Below are 22,366 nucleotides of genomic sequence, written 5' to 3' on the forward strand. Positions count from 1 at the left end.
CCTTACACGTCCAGCAGCGGCTTGTGTTTGATGTGCCGGGAGAAGACCTGCATGAACTGGGCATCAATTCGTGCACCCCACACCGCCAGCGAATGACCGACGATCCACAGCACCAGCCCTGGAATCCACAATTGCAGGCCGAGCCCCACTGCAGCGGCCAGGGTTCCGTTGGCGATGGCCACGGTGCGCGGTGCACCGCCCAGCAGAATCGGCTCGGTCAGCGAACGGTGCAGCGGAATTTCAAAGCCGGGGGCAAACCCCGTTGCATGGTCGTTGGCAGTGCTCATACCACCGCCCCGCCGGAAAAGCTGAAGAACGACAGAAAGAATGACGAGGCGGCGAAGGCAATGGAGAGTCCGAACACGATTTGGATCAGTTTGCGGGCGCCCCCGCTGGAATCGCCAAAGGCCAGCGCCAGCCCCGTGGCAATGATGATGATCACCGCGACAATGCGTGCCACCGGCCCCTGGATAGAATCCAGAATGGATTGCAGCGGCCCTTCCCAGGGCATGGAGGAGCCGGCAGCCTGTGCTGTGCTGGTCAGCAGGAGCATCAACACGGCCAGCAACAGCCCTTGTCCAGCAAGGGCGGCCAATGGGCGCAATCGCGCCAGGACAGACAATGGGTGGTCAGAAATACGTAAAGTAACAAGTAAGGTCATAGCGGCTCTCCTGTTTGATCAGTGGACGGGGTGGGATCGGAAGATGTCGGCACGATGGGCAGTACGTCCGTGAGGTAGTAACCCGTTGAATCGAAGCCTGTTACACGGGCAATGCTTGCAATACGGCGCTTGCGGCCACGTCCAGCGATATGAATCACGACATTGACTGCTTCGGCGATCAGAGGACGCGGTGGATTCACCGCCACTTCAAGAATCAGTTGCTCCAGACGCAGAAGCGCGCCAAGCGCAGAGCCTGCGTGAATGGTGGCAATACCACCGGGATGGCCCGTGCCCCAGACTTTGACCAGATCCAGTGCTTCGCCACCGCGTACCTCGCCGACCACCACACGATCGGGGCGCAGCCGCATGGTGGCGCGCACCAGTTCGCTCATGCTCACCACTCCGGCACGGGTACGAAGAGGCACGTGATCGCGGGCGGCGCATTGCAGTTCGATAGTGTCTTCCAGCACCAAAACGCGGTCGCCAGTAGTGGCAATCTCCGCCAACAAGGCGTTGGCCAGCGTGGTCTTGCCCGTGCTGGTGCCACCGGCAATCAAAATGTTCTGACGCTCACCTACCGCACAACGCAGAAAATCGGCCTGTTGCGCGGTCATCATGCCGTCGGCGATGTAGCGCGCCAGCGGAATCACGCCCACAGCGCGTTTGCGCAAGGCGAAGGCCGGCCCCGGCGCAGCGGGTGGCAAGATGCCTTCGAAGCGCTCGCCGGTTTCCGGCAACTCGGCGGATAGCAGTGGCTGACCGCGATGCACCTCCGCACCGACATGGGCGGCCACCAAGCGGATGATACGTTCACCGTCTTCGGTGGAGAGTTCCGCCCCCAACGGCGCACGACCGGTGGACAGGCGATCCACCCACAATGTGCGGTCGGGGTTAAGCATGATTTCCACCACGTCCGGGTCTTCCAGCGCGGCGGCAATCAACGGCCCCATCGCCGTGCGCAGCATCTGGATGCGCCGATCCAGTGATGCCGTGGACGCGGACGAGGCGTTCATGACAGAGGCTCCCCCGTGTGTTCCGCTGATTCATATGGCGCTGAGGTGTCATCTGTGCGCACGGGCTCGGGGTGCAACTCCTCCACCACATCACGCACCAGGCTGCGTCCGCGCAACAGGTGACGGCCAAGCTGTTCAACGAATTGCTCGAAGCGGGCCTTGCCTTGGGCGCGGGCCGCATCCTGATGCGCTTCTGGCACTGGTGTGCTCACTGTCAGGAAGTAGCGCACGAACAGCGCTAGGGTCTCTATCTCAATGTTCTGATCGCGCTCCAGCTTTTCGAACTGGCGTGACAGCCGATCCAACCGCTTGGCGATGGCGGCCTCGCGCTGGTCGGCGGCGTCCGGTGACAACCAGGACGCCAGGGCCGCCGCGACGATGCTGGATTTCGAGACGCCTTTCTTGGCGGCCAACTCATCCAGACGCCTGGCATGCTCGGGTTGGATAAAGAGATTCAAGCGGTATCGGCTCATAGCAGGATTCCATCATCCGGGTCGAGGGTCGCCAGCCGCGCCACGCGCTGCATGGCCGGGTCAAGCTGCTGGGGAAGCACTGGCGCCGGGTCGTCGTCATCCAGTAGCGCCAGATCGCTGACCGCCTGTTCCGGTTCTGGGTCGTAGGCGACACTGTCGGATAACTCAGGCTGACGACGAGGCCCGCCGTCGTCCTCGCTACCCAAACCGTCAGTGGATGCTGCAACCGATGCAGCGGGCGGGGCCGGAATCTCCAGCTCGCTCCAGTCATCTGGCCGCAAGGGAGGTGCATCGGCATAACGCTCAACATGAGAGGAATTGACCAACGCAGGCGGTGGCAGTACGCGTTGCTTAAAATTGGCGTCCGCGTAATAGCGCAGCTTCCTGGCCTTGATCGGTGCCACGCTGGACACCATCACCACCGCCTCGTCGGGCGGAAGCTGCATCACTTCACCGGGCGTCAGCAGTGGTCGGGCCGTTTCCTGCCGCGACACCATCAGATGGCCCAGCCAGGGGGCAAGCCGGTGGCCAGCGTAGTTGCGCTGGGCGCGCAGTTCAGTGGCGGTGCCTAGCGTCTCGGAAATGCGCTTGGCAGTGCGTTCATCATTGGTGGCGAAGGTCACCCGCACATGGCAGTTGTCCAGAATCGAGTGATTCTGACCGTAGGCTTTGTCGATCTGGTTGAGCGACTGCGCAATCAGGAAGCTGCGAATGCCGTAGCCAGCCATGAAGGCCAAGGCGGTCTCGAAGAAATCGAGCCGGCCCAATGCCGGGAACTCATCCAGCATCAACAACAGCTTGTGGCGACGTTCGATGCCGTCTGAGCCGTCAAGGGATTCGGTGAGTCGTCGCCCGATCTGATTGAGGATCAATCGAATCAGTGGCTTGGTGCGGCTGATGTCCGATGGCGGCACCACCAGGTACAGCGAGACCGGATGTTCAGCGGCGATCAGGTCAGCGATGCGCCAGTCGCAGCGCGAGGTGACTTCCGCCACCGTGGGGTCGCGGTACAGCCCCAGGAACGACATGGCGGTGGAGAGCACGCCTGAACGTTCGTTGTCCGCCTTGTTGAGCACCTCGCGTGCTGCGGAAGCCACGACAGGGTGTGGTGCGTCACCCAAATGCTTGGTGGTCATCATCCGGTGCAGGGTCAGCTCGAACGGGCACGCCGGATCGGAGAGGAAATTGGCAACGCCCCGCAGGGTCTTGTCCTCACTGGCATAGAGCACATGCAGGATGGCGCCTACCAGCAACGCGTGGCTGGTTTTCTCCCAGTGATTGCGTCGCTCCAGCGCACCTTCGGGATCGACGAGGATATCGGCAATGTTCTGCACGTCGCGCACTTCATGGGCACCACGTCGGACTTCCAGCAGCGGGTTGTAACCGGCCGAGTTGGAATCCGTGGGATTGAAAAGAAGGCAGTGTGAAAAGCGTGAACGCCAGCCCGCGGTAAGCTGCCAGTTCTCGCCCTTGATGTCGTGGATGACCACCGACGTCGGCCAGCTCAACAAGGTGGGTACCACCAAGCCGACGCCTTTGCCAGAACGGGTGGGCGCAAAGGCCAATACATGTTCCGGGCCTTCATGGCGCAGGTACTGGTCATTGTGCAGGCCCAGGAACACACCCACCGGCTGGGAGAGTCCCGCCTTGCGGATATCTGTGTCATTGGCCCAGCGTGCCGAGCCGTAGGTGGTGACTTGTTTGGATTGCCGGGATCGCCATACCGACATGGCGATAGCCACCGCAACGGCCACGAGGCCACTGCCGCCCGCAATAGCTCCGCCGGTGTCGAACACCTCCGGCGCGTAGGCGCCGAAGAAGAACCACCATTCAAACAGTTTCCAGGGGAGGTAGATCGGCGTGTCGAAGAGGTCGAACCAGGGCAAGCCAAGTCGGGGCTGATAGCCCAGGGTGGCGGCGGTCCACTGAGTGGCACCCCACACACCAGCGATCACGATACCGAAAACGGCTGCGATCTGTCCGAACAATACGCCCTGAGTCTGCATTGACTGGCTCCCGATACCTTTGTGATACCTCGTTTAATTGCGACACAAGGATGTGCCGTATAAGGCGAGGATCGGTGCCGGGCCAGTGCCGGTCAAAGACCGTTATCGACAGCTAGGTGATGCAAAAAACATCGTTTCAGGCAGGAGAATGAGCCATAAAAACACGGCAAGAGCGGGCGCGCTGCGGCGTGTCAGCCAGAAAAAGCAGAATTTTTTATAAATGGCAGACAATCAGAATGACGGCGAATCTTCCGGCGGTATATAGGGGGTATCGCCATCACCGTAGAAGCGCTTGCGCGTAGCCTCGGCCACGCGATTGCACAACACATCGCCCAGCGTTGGCCGGTCAGTCTTGCACTGCTGGCGCAATTCTCTCAGTCGGTCAGGATCGACAGCCAACTCCTCCACGCTTGGGATGTTAGCGGTGTCAGTTGCCTCCGGAGCAGGAGGCTCCGAGGGATTGCAGGCGGTCAGCATGATTGCCAGCAATAAAAGAACAGCGTGTTTCATGGTTCAGTCTCCTCTTCGGGATCGGGCTCTGGTGGTCTGACAGGTCTGGGCGCATCGGAAGGCTCAATGGCATGTACCCGCTCAACGAAGCGGGCCAATACCTCTGAGGTCTCAGCTTCCCGATGCAGCAAATAGGTCGTCAGCATCGGTGAACGCCCCGACAATGGCCGGGCGACTACACCCGACTCACGGCTCGTACTGATGTGTGCCGCGCCGGCCAGTCCCAAGGCAAACCCCGCCGACACCAGCGCCATCATCAAGTCACACGAAGCGACGCGCTCAGCAATCATGGGCTCCTGCTCCACCCGTCGCAGCAGTCGATCAATCTGGCGCGCATGGCCCTCACAGGCTTGTGGATCGCACAGCACCAAGGGATAGCGCAGCACTTCCTCCAAAGGAATGCGTTTGTGGGTCAACAAGGGGTGGCGGGCAGGTACGGCAACCATGATCGGATCGGCCCAGACCGCCGCAACCATGATGCCTTCGCCTACCTCATCGGATTGCGCGAACCCCACGTCGTACAGGTCATCCTGCAAGCCCCTAAGTTGCTGGGACAATGGCACCTCAAACAGGCGTATTTCCACCTCCGGTTCCTCTTGGCGACACAGCGCCAACAAGGTCGGGAGTCGCGAGGGAGTCACGCCATCTGAAAGCGCGATACGCAACTGCCCGTGAAAACCATTAGCCGCAGCTTTCACGCTGTCACGCGCCTGCTCTAAAGCTGTAAAAACGCGCGGAACATGCTCCAAAAACAGTTTGCCTGCACGGGTTAACCGCGTGCTGCGACTGGTGCGGACAAACAATAGCTCGCCCAAATCTTCTTCCAGTTCCTTAATGGTGCGCGACAACGGCGATTGCTCGATGTGCAGGCGCTCGGCCGCGCGGGCGAAGTGGAGTTCTTCAGCGACGGCAAGAAAGCAGCGAAGGTGACGAAGTTCCATATCTCCTCATGTCCGAGCTTTATTTACATTGATTACGCAACATCAAAAAGACTGCTAAAAAACATACGCTTCAACCATTCATTGCTGTTAACTGGAAGTCACAGGGTGTCACCATATCGGTTCTACAATATCCGCATTCATTTACCATGATGCTCTGAGCTTCATGTAGATGTACGTTTCCAACCAGAGACTGAATCAAGGCTGCGGCGCAAAGGTTTGTGCTGAAGCGATTCGCCAGTCATGGGCATAACTCTCTGGAATGTTGTCGCCCAACAGTGAATTGTTCTTTATATCTGGATAGACATCATCGAAGTGCTGCGACGTTTCGTCCGCATTTCGGCGCCAGATCAGGTGCGGAAACAATTTATCCGGATCGTCTATCCCCATGGCTCCGATCATGTCGAATGCCGAATCTAGTGTCCGTTTCTGAAAATTGGCTACACGCGTGTGGCGTCGCTCCACGTCTAGTGCTCGTCCTCTTCTTGGATTCTGAGTGGCGATACCGGTGGGGCACTTGTTAGTGTTGCAGGACTGAGACTGAATGCACCCCAGTGCCAGCATCATGGTGCGTGCGGCGTTGACAACGTCCGCGCCAACCGCCAGTTTGGTCACGATGTCGAAACCAGTGGCCGTTTTTCCCGAAGCGATAATCTTTATCTTGTCGCGCAGGCCGATGCCAGTCAGGCAATTGTGTACAAAATTAACCCCTTCTAAACAGGGCATGCCAAAGCGATTACTGAATTCCACAGGTGCCGCACCCGTACCACCTTCAGCACCATCAACCGTGATGAAATCCGGATAAACACCTGTTGCCAGCATGGCTTTGCATATCGCCATGAATTCGTGTTTACGCCCTATGCAGAGTTTGAACCCCACGGGTTTTCCGCCACTCAATTCTCGCAACTGCGTGACAAAATCAAGCAAGCCTATGGGGGAATCGTAGGTGCGGTGAGCGGGAGGTGACAATACGTCCTTGCCCATTTCAACCAAGCGAATCATGGCAATTTCTTCTGTGACCTTGGCTGCCGGGAGCACCCCGCCATGCGAGGGTTTCGCCCCCTGGGATATTTTGATCTCGATCATTTTCACCTGCTCCCGGATTGCGCGCTCGGCAAAGGCGTTGGGGTCAAAATTCCCGTCGGGTGTGCGGCAGCCAAAATAACCAGTACCAATCTGCCAGACGATATCACCACCCTGTTCGTGATACGGACTGTAGCCGCCCTCGCCGGTGTTATGGTAGAACCCACCGAGCCTAGCCCCTCGATTGAGCGCCATAATCGCATTGCTACTGAGCGCCCCAAAACTCATTGCCGAGCAATTCAGGCGAGAGGCGCTGTAGGGTTGTTTGCACTGGGCACCGCCAATGACGACACGCTTTGTCTCCTCCCGAATAACAGTCGGGGCAATGGAATGAGCGGCGCCCAGCCAGCCGGTATCAGTAATGTCATGTTCGGTACCAAACGGCTGGCTATCGTCCAGGTTCTGGGCGCGGCGGTATATCAGGGCGCGTTGTTCACGATTAAATGGGAGTTCCTCGGTATCATTAGCCACAAAATACTGCCGTATCTCCGGACCAATGTATTCCAGTGCATAGCGGAAATAGGCAGCGACCGGATACAGGCGATTCAGCGTATGTCGACTGAACCAGATATCATATAAACCCACCAGTACATAAAGCCCCAGAACCAGCGTTATAAAGTAGCCATGTTGCCAGAAAGAATAGGAAAGGTAGGCGCTGGCAGGAAGCACAAAAACTGCGACCAGCCAAAATACACTCTGTAGTGGGGTCATCTATCAAATCCTTTTAGTTCATCCCGCCATTCCTGCCAGACACGATGGTCACCTTTCAGCCCAAGCACCCCTTCTTTCACCTTTGATATACCAAATCCCCATACCTCCTGGACTGTTACATGAGGCGGCATAGCAAGTTCGCCGGAACTGACAATGGCATCAATGATGAAGGGCTTGTCGGACAGAATCGCTTTTTCAATTGCGGGAAGAATATCGTCCGCGTGTTCTACTCTCACGCCGTCACCTCCACAGGCCTTTGCGTAAGCTGCGAAATCCGGATTGGTAAGCCCGGTGGCTTCGTGACTCTTGGCCATACCGGAAACCTGCATTTCCATGGCGACAAATCCCAGCTCGCTGTTATTGAATACGATTACTTTGATAGGCCAGTTGTAGCGTACGGCGGTGACGAAATCGTTCATGGACATGCCAAAGCCGCCATCACCACACAGAGCCCAGATTTGGCGGGATGGATATAGGGCTGCCGCGCCGAGAGCTGCGGGCAATCCGGGTCCTAGGGAGCCGTGATTAAAACCGCCTACCATTCGGCGGTCGCCAGCCATCGACATATTGCGCGCCGTCCATATTGTGCACTCACCTACGTCTACAGCGAATATTGCATCGTCGGCCGCGGCATCGCTGATCGCCTTAGCGAAAATCTGCGGATGTAAGGGTTCATCCCGTCGCCCAAGGCTGGACTGCTTGTTGCTGTGTGCAAGCCACTTGTCACGTATGCCCAGTAATAAGTCGCGGAATTCCGTGGAACGTTGATGGTCATCGAGCATAGGCAGCAGTGCCCTTACAGTCGCGCCAGCATCTCCTACCAGACCCAGAGTAACAGGCGCCCGCCTTCCGATATGATCGACCCGCGTATCCACCTGGATGATAGGCCTCCCGTCAGGAAGAAATTCTGTATACGGAAAGTCGGTACCCAACATCAACAACACATCACAATCGTTAACGGCATGAAACCCCGCCGGATTGCCAATATTGCCGGTAAGCCCGACCACAGATCCGTCACGGTAGTCAAACACGTCCATGGCACGTAATGTATGGGCGATCGGTGAGCCTAGTTTTTGGGCTAAACGGAGAACCTCCGACTTGGCTTCACGGCAGCCTATACCGCAAAACACAGTGACACGCTTGCCATTGGCCAGTATGCGGGCCGCTTTCTCAATCTGTGTAGCCGGTGCCGCAAAGACAGGAAGCTCATGTACCAGTGGGTGGGTGTAATGTTCGCTGGCGATGTTTTTCGGAAATATGTCAGCTGCAACTTCAATGCGTACCACCACCCGTTCAGTGAGAGCCTTCTGCACCGCAATTTCGACCATGCGCGGAACCTGCTCGGGCGTTTCAATGATCGCCTGGTAAGCGCAGACATCATCGAATACTTTGGTGAGATCCATTTCCTTATGAAAATCACTGCCGCGCTGGGCAGTCGGCACCTGCCCGGTAATCGCCACCACCGCGCCACCCTCTTTTTGCGCGTTATACAAGCCGTTAATTAGGTGTAAGGCTCCGGGTCCTGCTGTTCCGGCACATACACCAACAGAGCCGGTCAACTCTGACTGGGCAGCCGCAGCGTAGGCGGCGTGCTCCTCATGACGAACAGTGATCCAGTTGAAGCGGGGATCCTTGATCGCATGGAGCACGAACGGATTGATTACGTCACCGACCATGCCAAAGATATCGCGAGCACCAGCCTCTGCCAGAACATCCAAGATTGCTGTAGAGATACTGCGGGCCATATAGCCTCCTGTAAATTGTCTGATAGAGGTGTTGCTGGAGGTCCATACCTAATGGCCCGTGACTTTCTTAAGGGGGCCTTTCGGTCGCTTGACGAACCAGATAACACCGATGGACGCAAGCATCATAATTGTCGCGGATTGGTAGAAGTCGTTGGTTGCCAGCATCACCGCCTGGCTGTCCACAATTTGGGAGAACATCGCCACCGCGCTTTGAGAGGGAACACCCAAATTCTCAAGCTGTGAACCGATCTGCATGGGCGTCTGGGGGTCGATAGCCGTAACAAGTTCCACACGATTGAACTTGGTTATGTGTTCCCAATAGGTCTGGGTGAGCGACGAGCCAACTGCCATGCACAAGACGCGAAGAAAATTCTGTAGTCCCGCGCCGCCGGCAATCTTCTCTTCTGGCAGGTCGGAAACCCCCAAGGATGTGAGCGTGATGAGGCAGGCGGGCACACCCGCGCCCAGTACAAACATAGGGATTGCCACGGACATAAAATCCACTTGCGTTGTCAGAAGTGCTCTCATGCCGAATGAAACCGCCAAGATGCCCATGCCATAACTGACGAGCAAGCGTGGATCAACTTTTGGCAATAGACGGCCTATGATAGGTGCGGTTACGACGGCGAGGACGCCCATGGGTGCGGTCGCATACCCCGCTAAAGTTGCGGTATATCCCATGAACTTTTGTAACCACAGTGGCGTCAAGACAATATTGCCGAAAAAGATACCGAACATCAGGCAAAGGGCGATCGTCGAAACCAGCCAATTGCGTGATTTGAAGACGGACAAATCGATAACGGGCGCTTTATCGGTCAGTTCCCAGATGATGAAAACCACTAATGATATCGCTGAGACAATGGCACAAATCACAATGAAGTTGGACGAAAACCAATCCAGGTCACGCCCTTTGTCCAGCATTACTTGAAACGCTGTCACGAAAATAACGAGAAGTGCCAAGCCAATGCCATCGAAACGAGAGCGTTTAATGATCGTTTCTCGTCCCTTCAGTACCCACCAGCTTCCTACCCCCACCAAAAGACCGAAACCGATATTGATGTAAAATACCCAATGCCAACTCCAATTGTCGGTAATCAGGCCGCCAAGTATCGGGCCAAAAATCGGTGCCACCACGGTCATCATGCCCCAAATAGCCATTGCAATATTGGATTTTTCTTTAGGGAAAACTGCTAGCAGCAACGTCGCGGAGAGGGGGATCAAAGGGCCACCGGTAAGTCCTTGCAATATTCGGAAAATTACCAGACTGGGCAGAGACCATGAGAGGCCACAGCATACGGAGAATATAACGAATCCAACAACCGAAACGATAAAAACACGAACCTGGCCAAATTGCAGCGCTAGCCAACCAGAGAGCGGAACAGTAATTGCCTCCGCCACAGCGTAGGAAGTAATTATCCAAATCCCTTCATTCGTTGATACACCGAGGTAACCTGAAATCGTCGGCATTGCGACGTTGGCAATAGTGGTGTCCAACACCACCATGAAATTTCCCAGCGCAAGTACGATCGCCGCGAAGACGAGTTTAAGGCCGGATAGCGGCGGAAATTCGTTGGAAGAAGACATGGTACTATTCCTGCACGTGACCCGAAGAACTCCCCGAAGACGTCAGATCGACTGTCGCTTCCATTGACAGGCCGATACGCAAGGGGTGTCTTTCGAGCTGTTCGGGGTCGAGACGGATACGCACCGGTAGACGCCGCACCACTTTGATCCAATTGCCCGTAGCGTTTTGAGCCGGGATCACCGACAAGGCCGCTCCGCTTCCTCCGGCGAACCCCTCGATCTGACCGTTGTAGACCACGTCGTTGCCATAGAGGTCAGAGGTCAGGTGAACCGTTTGCCCTGGCCTCACATGACCCAATTGGGTTTCCTTAAAGTTGGCATTCACATAGATGCGTTTAATGGGGACGATTTTCATCAGGCGCATGCCTGACTGAACGTGCTGCCCGATATCCACGGATCGCTGTGTCACGATGCCATCAACAGGGGCTCTTATGACGGTTCGTTCAAGATCGACGCGAGCCTGTTCCAGCCGTGCTTTGGCAGCCATGACTATGGGGTTGGTCTCGACCGTGCTGTCCAGGAACAGAGTCTGGTTGGCTTGCCGCGCCCCTTGTGCTGATACGCTGGCGGCACGTGATGCCGTGAGATTGGCTTCCGCCTGCTCCAGAGCCGCTGTTGCCTCGCGCAGCTCTGCCTGAGAATCAGTAAACTCTTGCCTGGACACGGCCCCGCCTTCCACGAGGTTTCGGCGACGCTTCTCGTCAAGCACGGCTTTATCATATCTGGCGCGAGCCCTAGCGACCGATTGTTCAGCGCCGTGTACCTGGGCCTCGCGCTGATCAGACTGTCCGGTGAGCGTCTTGTCACTGGCCATAATCTGCTGGACCTTACGACGAGCACTCCCCAGATCCGCCTCGGCCCGCCTGACGGCTATCCTGGCATCTGTATCATCAAGCACCACCAGAACATCTCCGGCATGAACGGTCTGGGTATCTACCACTTTGACCTCCTTAACCGGGCCATTGAGCAGTGGTGTGACCTCTGCCACCTCAACGTCGGTATAGGCGTTATCCGTAGAGACGCTCTTCCCGGCAAAGAAGAGTAACCAGACAAAATAACTCACACCTATCAAAATCAGCACACCGCCAAATGCCAGGAGCATTTTCTTGCGCTTTTCTTTCATGGTCGTGTTATCAGCGGCTGTCGATTGTTCATTCTCATGATGTTCAACGTGTTCGTTACTCACGGCTCTACTCTCGTCTCAAAGGTTGAAGGTGATTCGAATCCGCCTCCCAAGGCTTTCACCAAAGCCACATCGAGGGAGTATCCGCGGGCATGAATGGCGGCATCGGCAAGCCGCGCCTGAAGTAACGCATCTTCGGCGGTGAGTACTGTCAGATAATTGGCGAGGCCGCCTTGGTAACGTTCTTTTGTCAGACGATATGACGTTTTGCTGTGGGCCAGAACGGAACTGGTGGCCACCGATCTGTCGGCGACGGCTGTCAGGCTCTGAAGAGCATCCGCAGTCTCATGCAAGGCTTGGGTCAATGCCTGATCATATGACGCGACGGCGAAATCGTATTCGGCTCGTGCGCCGCGATAGTTGGCGCGCAGGCTCCCACCCTTGAAGATCGGCAAATTGATCGCCGGCCCGATAGCGCCGACATCGGAGCCGGAACTTGTCAGGTTATTAAGTCCCAAGGATTGAAATCCGATGAATGCCGTGAGATTGACGTTCGGGTAAAATTCGCTCCGTGCCACACCAACACGTTTGGCAGCAGCTTCGACGCGCCAACGTGCGGCAACCACCTCGGGAATTCTTCCCAGCAGATTGGCGTCTAAGGAGGCAGGGACGCCAATCGGCCGGCGGATCGACAACGAGGGCTGAGTAATATCGAGCGCCCTGTCCGGCCCTTTGCCCAACAGGGCGGCAATACCATTCTTGGCGAGCTGTATCCACTCATTGGATTCGGCCAGAGCAGCCTCGGCCGTATTCAGCCGGACCTCGGATTCCTCTATATCCGCCTGGGCATTCAAACCCTCCGCGGCACGCCGCTGCACAAGGTGGGCAGACTCTTGGCGGTTGCGAAGCGTTTCGGTTGTTATATCCCTGTAATGATAGAGATATTGCAACTGCACATAGGCGTTCGCGAGCGTTGTTGTCAACAGTAACCGCGCGGCCGCAGCATCCGCCTCGACGGCTTGAGCTTCCGATGTTGCAGCCTTCAGGGCATCGCGATTTTTCCCCCAAAAATCCAGCTCCCAACTGAAATCCAGCGTGACCTCACCCATGTCATTCCAACCGCGAGGAACGGCGGTTTTCGGAAAGATGTAGTTGTAGCTGAGTTTCTGTTTACTCGCTGCTGCGTTCGCACCCAGTGATGGGTACAACGTTGATCGGGCCGCCTGCGTACGAGAAATTGCCTCACGTACTCGCGCCGAGGCCTGTGCCATCGAAGGTGAATGAGCCAACGCCTCGATCATCAGTTCGTCTAACTGGTGATCGCCGAATCGGGTCCACCAATCCTGAGTCGGCCAATCAGCCTCCGGCGCGGCAAGACTCCGCTTAGATACCAATTCGGATGCCTGGACCGGCTGTGGTGCCGGCCCCAGATCAGGAACCAGTGCGCACGAACTCAAAACAACGCATAGCGAGGGTATTGCGGCGGCCGTCAGGCGTCGGAGGAGTCCACATCCCCGCCCATGTGACATGCACCACAGTGAAGTTAGCTGATACCGCATGGTTACCGCCTTCAGAAATTAGACATTTTGGCAAATATAAACCGAACCGCTCGGTTTGATCAAGAGGGGAAGCACAGGAAATAAAGCCAAATATAATGACGTTAGGAAAAAACAATACCGAACTAGCCGGTATGATAATGGTGTTCGGCATGGTATGCTCCAAAGACACACCAGCAATGAGGGAAGAGCAGAACATGGTTACCGCATCCGCCAACTCAAGCACCGGAACGTCTTTCCAACGCCTTCCGACAGGGGATGCGCCAGTGTTGTCTAAGAAGGCGCGAGCTGTTCTCAATGCAGCAAGAGATATTTTTCTTGCCAATGGTTTTGCCGGGGCAACCACCGATATGATCCATCAAGCGGCTGGCGTGTCGAAGTCGACGATGTACGCTCACTATCCGAACAAAGAGGCGCTGTTCGTAGCTGTCGTTGAAGCAGAATGCGAACAGTTCTTGAGAACGGTTCGCCAGCCGAATCTGACGGAAGAGCGACTGGCAGACATATTGAACTCGATGGCACAAGCCTATCTGAAGATCGTCCTTTCAACCGATGGATTAGCGCTATATCGCATGATTGCGGCCGAGGCTCCAAGGTTTCCCGAACTAGGGCGACGCTTTTACCTTGCCGGCCCCGCCACGATCAATCGTATAGTGGCAGAAAGACTAGAAAGCGCTGTATCGAAAGGTGAATTAGATCTTGGAGGCATTGGACTTGATTCCGCCGCCTCGCTGTTCGTAAATATGGTACGTGGCGAAGCACAAATGCAGTGTTTGATGCACCCCGATGCCCCAGCATCAGCCGCTCAGCGCGATCACTGGGCCAAAGATGCTGTTACCGCGTTTCTCCTCGCCTTTCAGAAGAAGTCCAAGAACAGTACTCAGCCTTAAGTATTAACGTCCCAGCGGCGTCAGCTAATTGCTGGGCCGCGTGACCGCCCCAGCTTCCATGATACAAAATCACCGCGCACCACTGCTGTAAGTTGCTGCCCCAATCGTTGTTCTATCACCGGCCGCCACGGCACCAAGCTGAATCCCATACCCTCATCCAGCATGGCGAAGCGTCCGCTGGCGAGCATAACACTGCGCCGGTAAATACCCGTCACACGCTGCCCATCTGTCACAGGCCGATGCTCCAGGCCAGTCTCGGCTACAATGTCTTTTGCCGCTTGCGCCAACTCTCTGTTTCGTAAAGTTCTCAGCAGGTTTCGGGCAAGGACGATGTGCTGCCCGCGCTTTTCGGCAAGCCCTTGTTCGACCAGAAAATCCGCGCGTTCCCGCATCGCCTGTTTTGCGTCGCTGCCAAAGCCCAAGTCACTCAAGTCGTTACCACCCTTGATCAATTGCTGATCCAGCCAGGTAGCCCCGATCACACGGGCCTGCCGCTCAATGGGCAGGTGGGATTTCAGTTCCACCGCCACGCCACCCAGGCGCTGCGCGTCGTACTGGCGGCCACGCTCGGGCAAGTCGCCCGGCACCTTCCAGAGCCCTTCAGTCACGCGCTCGACGATACCGGCGCGGCGTAGCGCTTCCAGCCGGCGAACATGGGATGCCACAACGTCTTGCGGGTCGCGTCCCGTGTTGCCCCGACCTTGTTCGATCACCAGGTGATGGTCGGTGCGGTACAGGCCATCGTTGGCCAACGCTGCAATGTTGCGGTCGGCCGTGCGCTGCTCAACGGAGCCGCGTACTTCCACCACCGCGCCGGTGGGATAGCTCGCCAACTCATCGCGCGCATTCAGCGCAACGTAATGGGCTTTGCCGTCCACACCATCGACTACCAGATAACCGCGATCATGCAGTTCATCCGCCAGCCCCTTGCTGGTGACACGGCCAACAATGGTACGCCCGTGTCCAGGATCGTTTTGGCCCGGCTCAAAGACGGCCAGTTCTCGTGACTGGCCACGCATGGCGCGTTGCAGGGTGCGGATGATATCGCCACGTTCGCCCAGAGCACGCAAGGTCTTCTCGGCGTCAGTGTGGATGTCCCAGGTTCCCGGCTGCACCTCGTCCGCCAGGCCCAGTTGCTGCAAGTGCTGCAAGCGGCCAATGAGTAGTTGCCTCTGGCCTTGTAGTTTTGGATCGTTAAAGCGTTTGATCTGCACCCGGTGCTCGTTGTCAGCCTCACGTTGCAGTGTGCGATCCAGGTTCGTCCACCGCCCCTGTTCCACCTCACGCCGCAAGGTCTGTTGGATCTCCAGTTCGGTGCGCCGTCCCAGCCATTCCGTCGCCAGTTCAGCGGCTCGGTGGCGGAAGCCATGGGCGATGTAGTCGCCAGCGATAATGAGGTCTTTGCCGGTGTCGTCACACCCACGTACCACCAGATGGGTGTGGGGGTTGTCGGTGTTCCAGTGATCCACTGCCACCCAATCCAGCTGCGTACCCAGGTCGGCTTCCACCCGGCTCATCAGGTGACGTGTGTAGGTGCGCAAATCATCCAACTCAACCCCATCCTCGGGCGAGAGAATAAAGCGGAAATGATGCCGGTCGCCTTGGCTACGTTCCTTGAAAGCATCGAGATCAGCTTCGTCAATCTGCGGCCCGTAGGCCCGGCCTGGCTCACCCTCACGGCCCGCACCATCGCGCTCGATATAGCGCAGGTGTTTCGCCAGCGACTGCGGGCTGGCCCAGCGTTGATTGACCAGCAAGGTTTTGATGGTGACTCGGCGAGAGAACGGCGTCAGGGATTTTCCCGTAAATTGAGCCGCCGTATGGCCACGGCCCAAACGCGAACCGGGGCGCTGGCCGGTGTTGCCCACCGATGTCTGACCCCGTGCCGAAGATTTGCCACCACTGGTCTTCCCCGTCTGCTTGAGGACTTTGGAAACGAAACCCTGACCCTTGCCCCGGTGTTTCGGGGTGCCGGGGCGGAGTCGAAAGTCATCATCACGCTGGTCACTCATAACCACGCCACTAGCAAAGGGTGGCGTGCTTCGTCGTATGAAGCACGCCGGTATCTCAGAGTTGACGCAGGCTTCATACATCTCACGGCACGGCGGCAAAGCCGCATCGTGCCGCATACCCCCCACGTGCAGACTGACTTTGCGGGCCGCCAGGTGCCGCCCCCTTTTGTCTTGCCTTCCGCCTTTGCCCTTCGCTGACGCTCAGGGCGTCGGCGGCCCGGCGGCGCTGTGCTGCTGGCAGACAGCCCGCTGGGGAACACGCCAATGGCCGTAGGCCGGGCGTGTTCGAGGCAAGACGTCTGCACGTGGGAAGGCAGCGCTAAATGCGATGCTCGATACGTAGGATCGGCGCTCGCACTGCACGCGCAACGACGTGGTGACGGCCAGTGTATCGACACGCCGGATGGCACGATGAAGCGCAGTGAATCGGCGGTCATCATCGGCGTGTCTCCAGCCAGAGCGGATGTGCGACACCGATCACGTCGGATACATTGACCGGCCCGAAATAGCGACTGTCGAACGACGTCGGATTGGTGATGCTCAACAGGAAGAGTTCACCAGGCTGAAGCTGCCGACAGGCTGACCAGGATGACAGCGGGCGGCCTAGCCGATCGGCTGACAATGTTTTTCCGACTGATGCACCGTCGATACGCACCTGGCCTGCGACAATGCAAACGTGCTGCGGTGCGACTGCACCCACACGTTTCAGCAATGGAATGTGGTTTGGCAGGTATCCGCGTTGCGCCGCCAAGATGGCGGCGTCTGGCGGCAAAGTGGTCAGAACGACGCTGCCGACCTCCAGCCGAAGTGGCGACGAACCAGATTGATGTTGTAACGGATCAAGGCGGTACCAACCCACTGCCACACTGTTGGATGGGTTGTAGATCAGGCGCGGTAGTGGCTGCACAAAAGACGCCCAGGCCAGTGCGGCAAGGCCACAGGCGGACAGAACCGCCAAAACGATGCAGACGCGGTGGCGCGAGCGAAAATGCGGCGCTGTTTGAGGGGATCCTGACTCAGTGATATGGAGTGTCATGACAATGTCCTCCCGGCCAGCCAAGCGGCATGCCGCTCGGTGGTATATTCGGGCAACGGAAAACCCGCAGCGAGTCGGTTGGCTAGCGTACGCCAGTACGCAGGCGACACTGTTACCGGTGCAATCCCCAAGGCTTCAATAGCGTCGATGCATGCCAGCACGGTGCGCACAGCATGGTCGCCTTCAGTGTGCAGCAGCAGGCGCGCGCCGGGCTGCACGCCGGGGATGCGCTGCATGACATCCCGTGGCAGACCAGCCTGCATTACCATCAGTTGCCAACGCACCGTGCCGTAGTCGTTCGCCTGCCAGCGAATGCGGCAGACTATGGCACCCAGCGGGAACACCGCCACGCGTCGCCAGCGGTCGAACCGAACGACGCGCACGGGTTCACCGAAGCGTAGGTAAAGCTTGAAGCGGGATTCGAAATAGGCCAGCAAGACGCGCGTCAACGGTGCGCCATCGTTCTGACCGGAGAACGTGGCAAGCGGTGGCGGCAATGCTGTCGTCGTCGCCGAAGACTGTGTGTTCATGATGGATTCTCCGGGAACTCGCGTTCCAGCAACGCGCGCAGCAACTCGGCCACGGTCACGCCCTGCGTGAAGGCCAACACTTTGATGCGTGCCCGCATGGCGGGTGTGATGTCGAGGGTCAATCGGGCGGTGTAGAGGTCGCCTTTGTTGACAGCATCGGCGTCGCCCTGGCGAATCCATGCCTCCGCCTGTGGATTGGCGGGCGGACGCGCACCGATGCCGATGCGTTTGCTGTGTGTCTTGCTCATAACGGCCACCGCAACAGTTCATCCACCAACGCCGTGATTTCACGAGCAGCGAGGCTGTCTGATGCTATTTCACGTGCCAGGCGACCAGCGGCCACGCTATCGGCAAAGACGATGCGCTGGCGTACCTCGGCGCGCAGTGCGGGCAGCGGTTGTTCCACGAGGGCCTGACGGGCTTCACGCCCGATCACGGTGGTACTGACCCGCCGGTTGATGGCGAACGCCGCCATGAGCTGCGGGCGGAACACCTGGGCCTCGCGAACCAGCGCCACCATCTCGGCACTGGCCCACAGGTCGTAGGGACTGGGCTGCACCGGGATCAGTACACGTTCAGCGGCCAACAGTGCGGAGCGCGCCAGAGCGGCGATCCTGGGTGGCCCGTCGATGATGACGTGATCAGCGCGCCGAGCGAGTTCGGGGGCTTCCTGGTGCAGGGTTTCGCGGGCGAGCCCGACGACACTGAACAGCCGGGGCAAGCCTTGTTGGCTTCGGCGCTGCGTCCAGTCCAGCGACGAGCCCTGCGGGTCGGCATCCAGCAAGATGACGTTCTGACCACGTAGTGCGAGTTCGCCGGCAATGTGAGTGGCCAGCGTGGTCTTGCCCACGCCGCCTTTTTGATTGAGCAACGCGACAATCATGGCATCACCCTCCCTGTCGGAAAGCGACCCCATGAACGGCCTAGAAAACGCATTGGCTGTTGCGGGCTGGCGGTTATCCACCGCCGTAATAGCTGTATATTATTATTGGTTAGATAAGATTTTAAGTTAGATATTAAGTTAAGAGCCGGAAAAAACCTTCCTGTTCTTGGGCTTACCTGCGATTTGCGCGCCTGATAGCACGATACCGGTGCGCCTGATAGCACGAGTCTCCGCGCGCCCGATAGCACGAGCCCATTCACAGCTTGTTCTACCGCTATCCTCTGACTTATCCCCGTGCCGTTTGCGGCACGGGCCGAAAGAAAAGCATCTCCGGTTCGCCGGGCCAACGTGCGATGGACAACTCGTAACCGGGCAGTGACTGCTTCACCACCAGCCTGCGCAGATCGCGGGCAAAATCGCGCGGCTGCGCCAGACTGCCGGACTTGCGATACAGGTAAGGGAAATCGAACTGCCAACCGTTTGCCTGCCGACCGCCATGCTTGCGCACCAACCGGTACAGCCAGCGCTCGATGCCGCCGGTGAGCCGGAAATACGTAGGGTCTATAGTGAGCACCAAGGCAGCATCCACGACACCCGCGTAGAACCAGTCCGGCAGGATCAGCTCGATGCCCAGCGGCTTGCCGTTGGCATCGGCCAGTTCTTTCCACTCGTTGATCCAGGAAAATCGGTGCAGGCGCCGCCCGGTGCTCTCGCGGATGGAGGTGGCCACCGTGGTCGATTGCAGCCGGTCGAGCGCGGCCTTGAGGCGCTGGTAGTCGCGCAATGAGGTACCGCGCCGGATAAAACGCAGGATCTCGTAGGGCGTGGCCTGCATCCGGCGTGACGGCTGGATGCCCGCATCGCGGGCTTCCACGATCTGGCTGGCGGCCCAGATCAGAATGTCGGCGTCCCAAATGGTGGCGATGCCGTGTTCCTGGGTGCCTTCGACGCGCAGGGTGATATTGCCACTGCGAAAGTCGATCGGCGCGATACGGCGCGACTTGGCCAATGAGAAGAACGGATAGGCCATCAGGTCCTGGGCATCGCGCGGCGCCATGTCCTCGCCCGGCAGTGCGCGGAACAGATCGAGCTGTTCCCGCTGCGCTGGCTGCTGCCGCGACGGCAGCGATGAGTTGGGCATGACGATGGCCACCGACACACTGCCGATCAGCGGCCATCACGGTAGTCACCCGCGTGGCGTTCGGCGTATTCGGGATCGGACGTGGCCTCATAACTGCGCGCGTCGGCCCAGGCATCGAGATCAGCCACGGCGTACATGACGCGACGGCCGAACTTGCGAAACTTGGGGCCACCGCCAATCACGCGCTGTTTTTCCAGTGTGCGCGGCGACAAGCGCAGATACTCGGCGGCTTCGTCATTGGTCAGGTAGCGTTGGGGCTGCGCGGGCGCATCAGTTGCGGCAGCAGCGGGCCGCGAGGGATTGGGTCGCATGGTGGGCACCTCCATCGGTTGTAAACGTCCAGCCACACCGCGTGACCGGATGGAGGCAGTCTCAGATAAGGCAGGACGTTTGCTCAGGGACGTTTTACAGACACCGCCGCGCGTCCCCCCTGCTCAGCAGGTGGAAGTTGTGCCAGGTGGCGATAGCCGCTCTGCATCAACCTATTGCCCCGGCGAACCAGACGGCGCACGCGGGCACGCAAGGCGCTGTCGGCGTGCCAGTCGGCCGCGACTGCATCAGTACCGAACAGCCCTTCGGCCACTTCGCGCAAGGACGCACCCGCCAGGGTCGCGTCGAGCGCCTGCAAGGTATGCAGTTCCAATAAGCTCGTGAGAGAGGGCCGTGGTCGAGTCACTGCCACAAGAGACGTGCCGGTGGCAGTGGCCAACTGCTTCAGGGAAGCCGACAGCGCCTGACAATGTGCCTGGGAGGCGTCGCTGGCCCGCACGGCATATGCGTAGGCCATGCCATCGGCCAGATCTGGTGCCAACGCGAAGCGCAGGCAGCCACCCGCCCAGCGGCTTACCAACAACAGACGCTGGCCATCATGGATCAGGTGTTTGTGGCCAGGAAGCTGCCACAACGCGAAGGCCACCGCCTCGGGCGGTGGGTCGGTATCCGGATAGAGTTGCAGCACGGCATCATGATCGGGAAACCAAGCGGGGTGCGCGTCGCGCGCATCCAGGGTCGGGTTTTCCAGCAGGCGCAGCCCCCAGCGTTGTGCCGCATCAGATCGACGGCAACGGCGCCAGTCCCGGCGGTAATCCGGGTGGCGGCGCAGATACTCCCAGGCCAGCGCCTGGCCATCCAGGTGCAGGACGTAGAGATAGGCCGCCGTCGGATACCAGGACGGGGCGCAGGAATCAGCCATGGCGCAACCTCCCTCGGCTTGAGGAACGTCGCCACGGTGGAAAATTGCACTATGAAGCCATCATCGCAACATCATGGGTGAAACGGTATATTGTCAGCGTCAAGACCGATTGGCTCCGGTGCGTTGCGGGTTTCGTCCGAATGCGACGACGGCTCGCCCCAAAATGGCGTGCCGTATTGGCCAGCCTGCCAAAAGCCGCGCCGTGCATCATGACTGTTTCGGGCAGCTATGCACTGCGTCGGTGCAAGGTTGCTTATCCAGACCCTGTCGGTCTGAGGTCAGACCTAAAAAGACACAGTGGGCCGCCACTGACGTGGCGGTTCAGTCGGTCATTGACCCATTTTCCTCGGCCAGCCGCAGGTATTCCGATAGTCGCCGCACCGGCTGAAAGTAGCGATCACGCATCACAGGCTGTCCCTGCGGCCCGACGATGGACGCCAGATCGGACAATTTCACCATCCCCAACTCAGGCATACCGATTCCCAGGTCGATCAGGCCGTGGGCGGTGTCGCCATCGGCAGGGTCGAGCGAGGCCAGCAGCCAGGTGGCGTGCGCATCCGGGGTGAATAAGCGCACAACGGGCACCGGGTCGGCCTCCTGATTGTTGGCAAGCAGTTGCGCACGCTCCGCATCAGTGACGAGTGCAGTCATGGCCGCCCACCCACCACAAAGGCACTGAACCGCAGAACCGCATCAGCGTTTGTGTACAAACACACGCAAGCGCACTCCCTCAATTCCACGAAAACGTAGAAGTGTGAAAGCGCATTGGCGTCTATCAGCAAAGGCACGAATACGGCTCTCCGGATGGCACATGATCCGCAAAAGCGGATTTCCGTAAAGGCACGAAAACACAGAGTAATACCAAATGAACACTATAGATTGTAGCCCTATAGGGCGCAATAGGCTGTCATCTTGGTTTTTGAGGGGAAACCATTGGTGGCAGAACAGTACTCATTGGCGAAGGCATTGAAGGCCGTCAGAAAGGCGCGTGGCTTGAGCCAGGAAGCCTTCTCTGATGTGTCCAGCCGTACCTACCTGAGTACCCTGGAGCGCGATCTGAAAAGCCCGACCCTCAGCAAGCTGGCTGAGCTGTGTGAGGTGATGGAAGTTCACCCCTTGACGCTACTGACGCTGGCCTACAGCGGTGACAGTGAAAATCAGGCCGACGAGTTGTTGGCGCTGGTTCGCCAAGAGTTGGAAGAGATTACTAAAAACGACCTTTAAGTAATTGAGGTGAGCTATCTACTGTTGCAAAGAGCGGAAAAACTTCAACCTATTT

The 22,366-nt window shown here is 58.2% G+C and carries 23 protein-coding genes; 2 read left to right on the forward strand and 21 right to left on the reverse strand.

Annotated elements, in window-relative coordinates; translation table 11 throughout:
- Positions 1 to 2: 2 nt before the first annotated feature.
- The 12 genes from THS27_RS01185 to THS27_RS01240 all read right to left on the reverse strand — a co-directional run bounded on the left by THS27_RS01185 (position 3) and on the right by THS27_RS01240 (position 13,406).
- On the reverse strand, positions 3 to 287 hold the full coding sequence (locus tag THS27_RS01185; RefSeq protein ID WP_085587172.1) for a VirB3 family type IV secretion system protein: 285 nt from the start codon (positions 285 to 287) through the stop codon (positions 3 to 5).
- A complete protein-coding gene (locus tag THS27_RS01190) occupies positions 284 to 661 on the reverse strand; it encodes a TrbC/VirB2 family protein (protein ID WP_085587173.1) in 378 nt (125 codons plus the stop codon). The genes THS27_RS01185 and THS27_RS01190 overlap by 4 nt, the downstream gene beginning before the upstream one ends.
- Positions 658 to 1,674: a P-type conjugative transfer ATPase TrbB gene (gene trbB, locus THS27_RS01195; protein ID WP_085587174.1), complete on the reverse strand. Its 1,017-nt coding sequence runs from the start codon at positions 1,672 to 1,674 to the stop codon at positions 658 to 660. The genes THS27_RS01190 and trbB overlap by 4 nt, the downstream gene beginning before the upstream one ends.
- Positions 1,671 to 2,147, reverse strand: coding sequence for a ribbon-helix-helix protein, CopG family (locus THS27_RS01200; protein WP_085587175.1), 477 nt, complete (start codon positions 2,145 to 2,147; stop codon positions 1,671 to 1,673). The genes trbB and THS27_RS01200 overlap by 4 nt, the downstream gene beginning before the upstream one ends.
- On the reverse strand, positions 2,144 to 4,153 hold the full coding sequence (locus THS27_RS01205) for a conjugal transfer protein TraG (protein WP_085587176.1): 2,010 nt from the start codon (positions 4,151 to 4,153) through the stop codon (positions 2,144 to 2,146). The genes THS27_RS01200 and THS27_RS01205 overlap by 4 nt, the downstream gene beginning before the upstream one ends.
- 231 nt (positions 4,154 to 4,384) lie before the next feature.
- The gene (locus THS27_RS01210; protein WP_085587177.1) at positions 4,385 to 4,663 is read right to left on the reverse strand and encodes an entry exclusion lipoprotein TrbK; all 279 of its coding nucleotides are present in this window, start codon (positions 4,661 to 4,663) and stop codon (positions 4,385 to 4,387) included.
- Complete coding sequence (locus THS27_RS01215) at positions 4,660 to 5,604, reverse strand: LysR family transcriptional regulator (RefSeq protein WP_085587178.1); 945 nt, start codon at positions 5,602 to 5,604, stop codon at positions 4,660 to 4,662. Before THS27_RS01215 ends, THS27_RS01210 begins: the two co-directional genes overlap by 4 nt.
- A 195-nt stretch (positions 5,605 to 5,799) precedes the next feature.
- Positions 5,800 to 7,395, reverse strand: a complete 1,596-nt coding sequence (locus THS27_RS01220; RefSeq protein ID WP_085587179.1) for an FMN-binding glutamate synthase family protein — start codon at positions 7,393 to 7,395, stop codon at positions 5,800 to 5,802.
- Positions 7,392 to 9,140: a thiamine pyrophosphate-dependent enzyme gene (locus tag THS27_RS01225; protein ID WP_085587180.1), complete on the reverse strand. Its 1,749-nt coding sequence runs from the start codon at positions 9,138 to 9,140 to the stop codon at positions 7,392 to 7,394. The genes THS27_RS01220 and THS27_RS01225 overlap by 4 nt, the downstream gene beginning before the upstream one ends.
- Before the next feature lie 48 nt (positions 9,141 to 9,188).
- Positions 9,189 to 10,724, reverse strand: coding sequence for a DHA2 family efflux MFS transporter permease subunit (locus THS27_RS01230; protein WP_085587181.1), 1,536 nt, complete (start codon positions 10,722 to 10,724; stop codon positions 9,189 to 9,191).
- Between the two features lie 4 nt (positions 10,725 to 10,728).
- Positions 10,729 to 11,910 carry an HlyD family efflux transporter periplasmic adaptor subunit gene (locus THS27_RS01235; protein ID WP_210402796.1) on the reverse strand — a complete coding sequence of 394 codons (1,182 nt, stop codon included), beginning with the start codon at positions 11,908 to 11,910 and terminating at the stop codon, positions 10,729 to 10,731.
- Entirely contained in the window at positions 11,907 to 13,406 is a 1,500-nt protein-coding gene (locus THS27_RS01240; protein ID WP_085587182.1) for an efflux transporter outer membrane subunit, read from the reverse strand. Before THS27_RS01240 ends, THS27_RS01235 begins: the two co-directional genes overlap by 4 nt.
- Before the next feature lie 95 nt (positions 13,407 to 13,501).
- Between THS27_RS01240 and THS27_RS01245 the strand changes: the two genes are divergently transcribed.
- Complete coding sequence (locus THS27_RS01245) at positions 13,502 to 14,293, forward strand: TetR/AcrR family transcriptional regulator (RefSeq protein WP_246832789.1); 792 nt, start codon at positions 13,502 to 13,504, stop codon at positions 14,291 to 14,293.
- A gap of 20 nt (positions 14,294 to 14,313) precedes the next feature.
- Here the strand turns inward: THS27_RS01245 and THS27_RS01250 are convergent, their stop codons facing one another.
- From THS27_RS01250 to THS27_RS01295, 9 genes are all read right to left on the reverse strand, one after another.
- Entirely contained in the window at positions 14,314 to 16,305 is a 1,992-nt protein-coding gene (locus THS27_RS01250; protein ID WP_085587183.1) for a relaxase/mobilization nuclease and DUF3363 domain-containing protein, read from the reverse strand.
- 436 nt (positions 16,306 to 16,741) lie between these two features.
- Positions 16,742 to 17,341, reverse strand: a complete 600-nt coding sequence (locus THS27_RS01260) for a S26 family signal peptidase (RefSeq protein WP_085587185.1) — start codon at positions 17,339 to 17,341, stop codon at positions 16,742 to 16,744.
- A complete protein-coding gene (locus THS27_RS01265; RefSeq protein WP_085587186.1) occupies positions 17,338 to 17,871 on the reverse strand; it encodes a DUF2840 domain-containing protein in 534 nt (177 codons plus the stop codon). Before THS27_RS01265 ends, THS27_RS01260 begins: the two co-directional genes overlap by 4 nt.
- The gene (locus THS27_RS01270; protein ID WP_022989482.1) at positions 17,868 to 18,119 is read right to left on the reverse strand and encodes a chromosome partitioning protein ParB; all 252 of its coding nucleotides are present in this window, start codon (positions 18,117 to 18,119) and stop codon (positions 17,868 to 17,870) included. The genes THS27_RS01265 and THS27_RS01270 overlap by 4 nt, the downstream gene beginning before the upstream one ends.
- On the reverse strand, positions 18,116 to 18,754 hold the full coding sequence (gene parA / locus THS27_RS01275; RefSeq protein WP_085587187.1) for a ParA family partition ATPase: 639 nt from the start codon (positions 18,752 to 18,754) through the stop codon (positions 18,116 to 18,118). The genes THS27_RS01270 and parA overlap by 4 nt, the downstream gene beginning before the upstream one ends.
- A 286-nt stretch (positions 18,755 to 19,040) precedes the next feature.
- Positions 19,041 to 19,895, reverse strand: a complete 855-nt coding sequence (locus THS27_RS01280) for a replication initiator protein A (protein WP_085587268.1) — start codon at positions 19,893 to 19,895, stop codon at positions 19,041 to 19,043.
- Positions 19,896 to 19,921: 26 nt separating this feature from the next.
- On the reverse strand, positions 19,922 to 20,206 hold the full coding sequence (locus THS27_RS01285) for an AlpA family transcriptional regulator (RefSeq protein WP_085587267.1): 285 nt from the start codon (positions 20,204 to 20,206) through the stop codon (positions 19,922 to 19,924).
- Positions 20,207 to 20,289: 83 nt separating this feature from the next.
- Positions 20,290 to 21,087, reverse strand: coding sequence for a DNA -binding domain-containing protein (locus THS27_RS01290; protein WP_085587188.1), 798 nt, complete (start codon positions 21,085 to 21,087; stop codon positions 20,290 to 20,292).
- Positions 21,088 to 21,408: 321 nt separating this feature from the next.
- Positions 21,409 to 21,738, reverse strand: a complete 330-nt coding sequence (locus tag THS27_RS01295) for a DUF2958 domain-containing protein (RefSeq protein WP_022989477.1) — start codon at positions 21,736 to 21,738, stop codon at positions 21,409 to 21,411.
- 285 nt (positions 21,739 to 22,023) lie between these two features.
- Here THS27_RS01295 and THS27_RS01300 point away from each other — a divergent pair, with 285 nt between their 5' ends.
- The gene (locus THS27_RS01300) at positions 22,024 to 22,311 is read left to right on the forward strand and encodes a helix-turn-helix domain-containing protein (RefSeq protein ID WP_085587269.1); all 288 of its coding nucleotides are present in this window, start codon (positions 22,024 to 22,026) and stop codon (positions 22,309 to 22,311) included.
- Positions 22,312 to 22,366 lie beyond the last annotated feature (55 nt).

Source organism: Thalassospira sp. MCCC 1A01428, from assembly GCF_002115825.1.
Taxonomy (GTDB): Bacteria; Pseudomonadota; Alphaproteobacteria; order Rhodospirillales; family Thalassospiraceae; genus Thalassospira.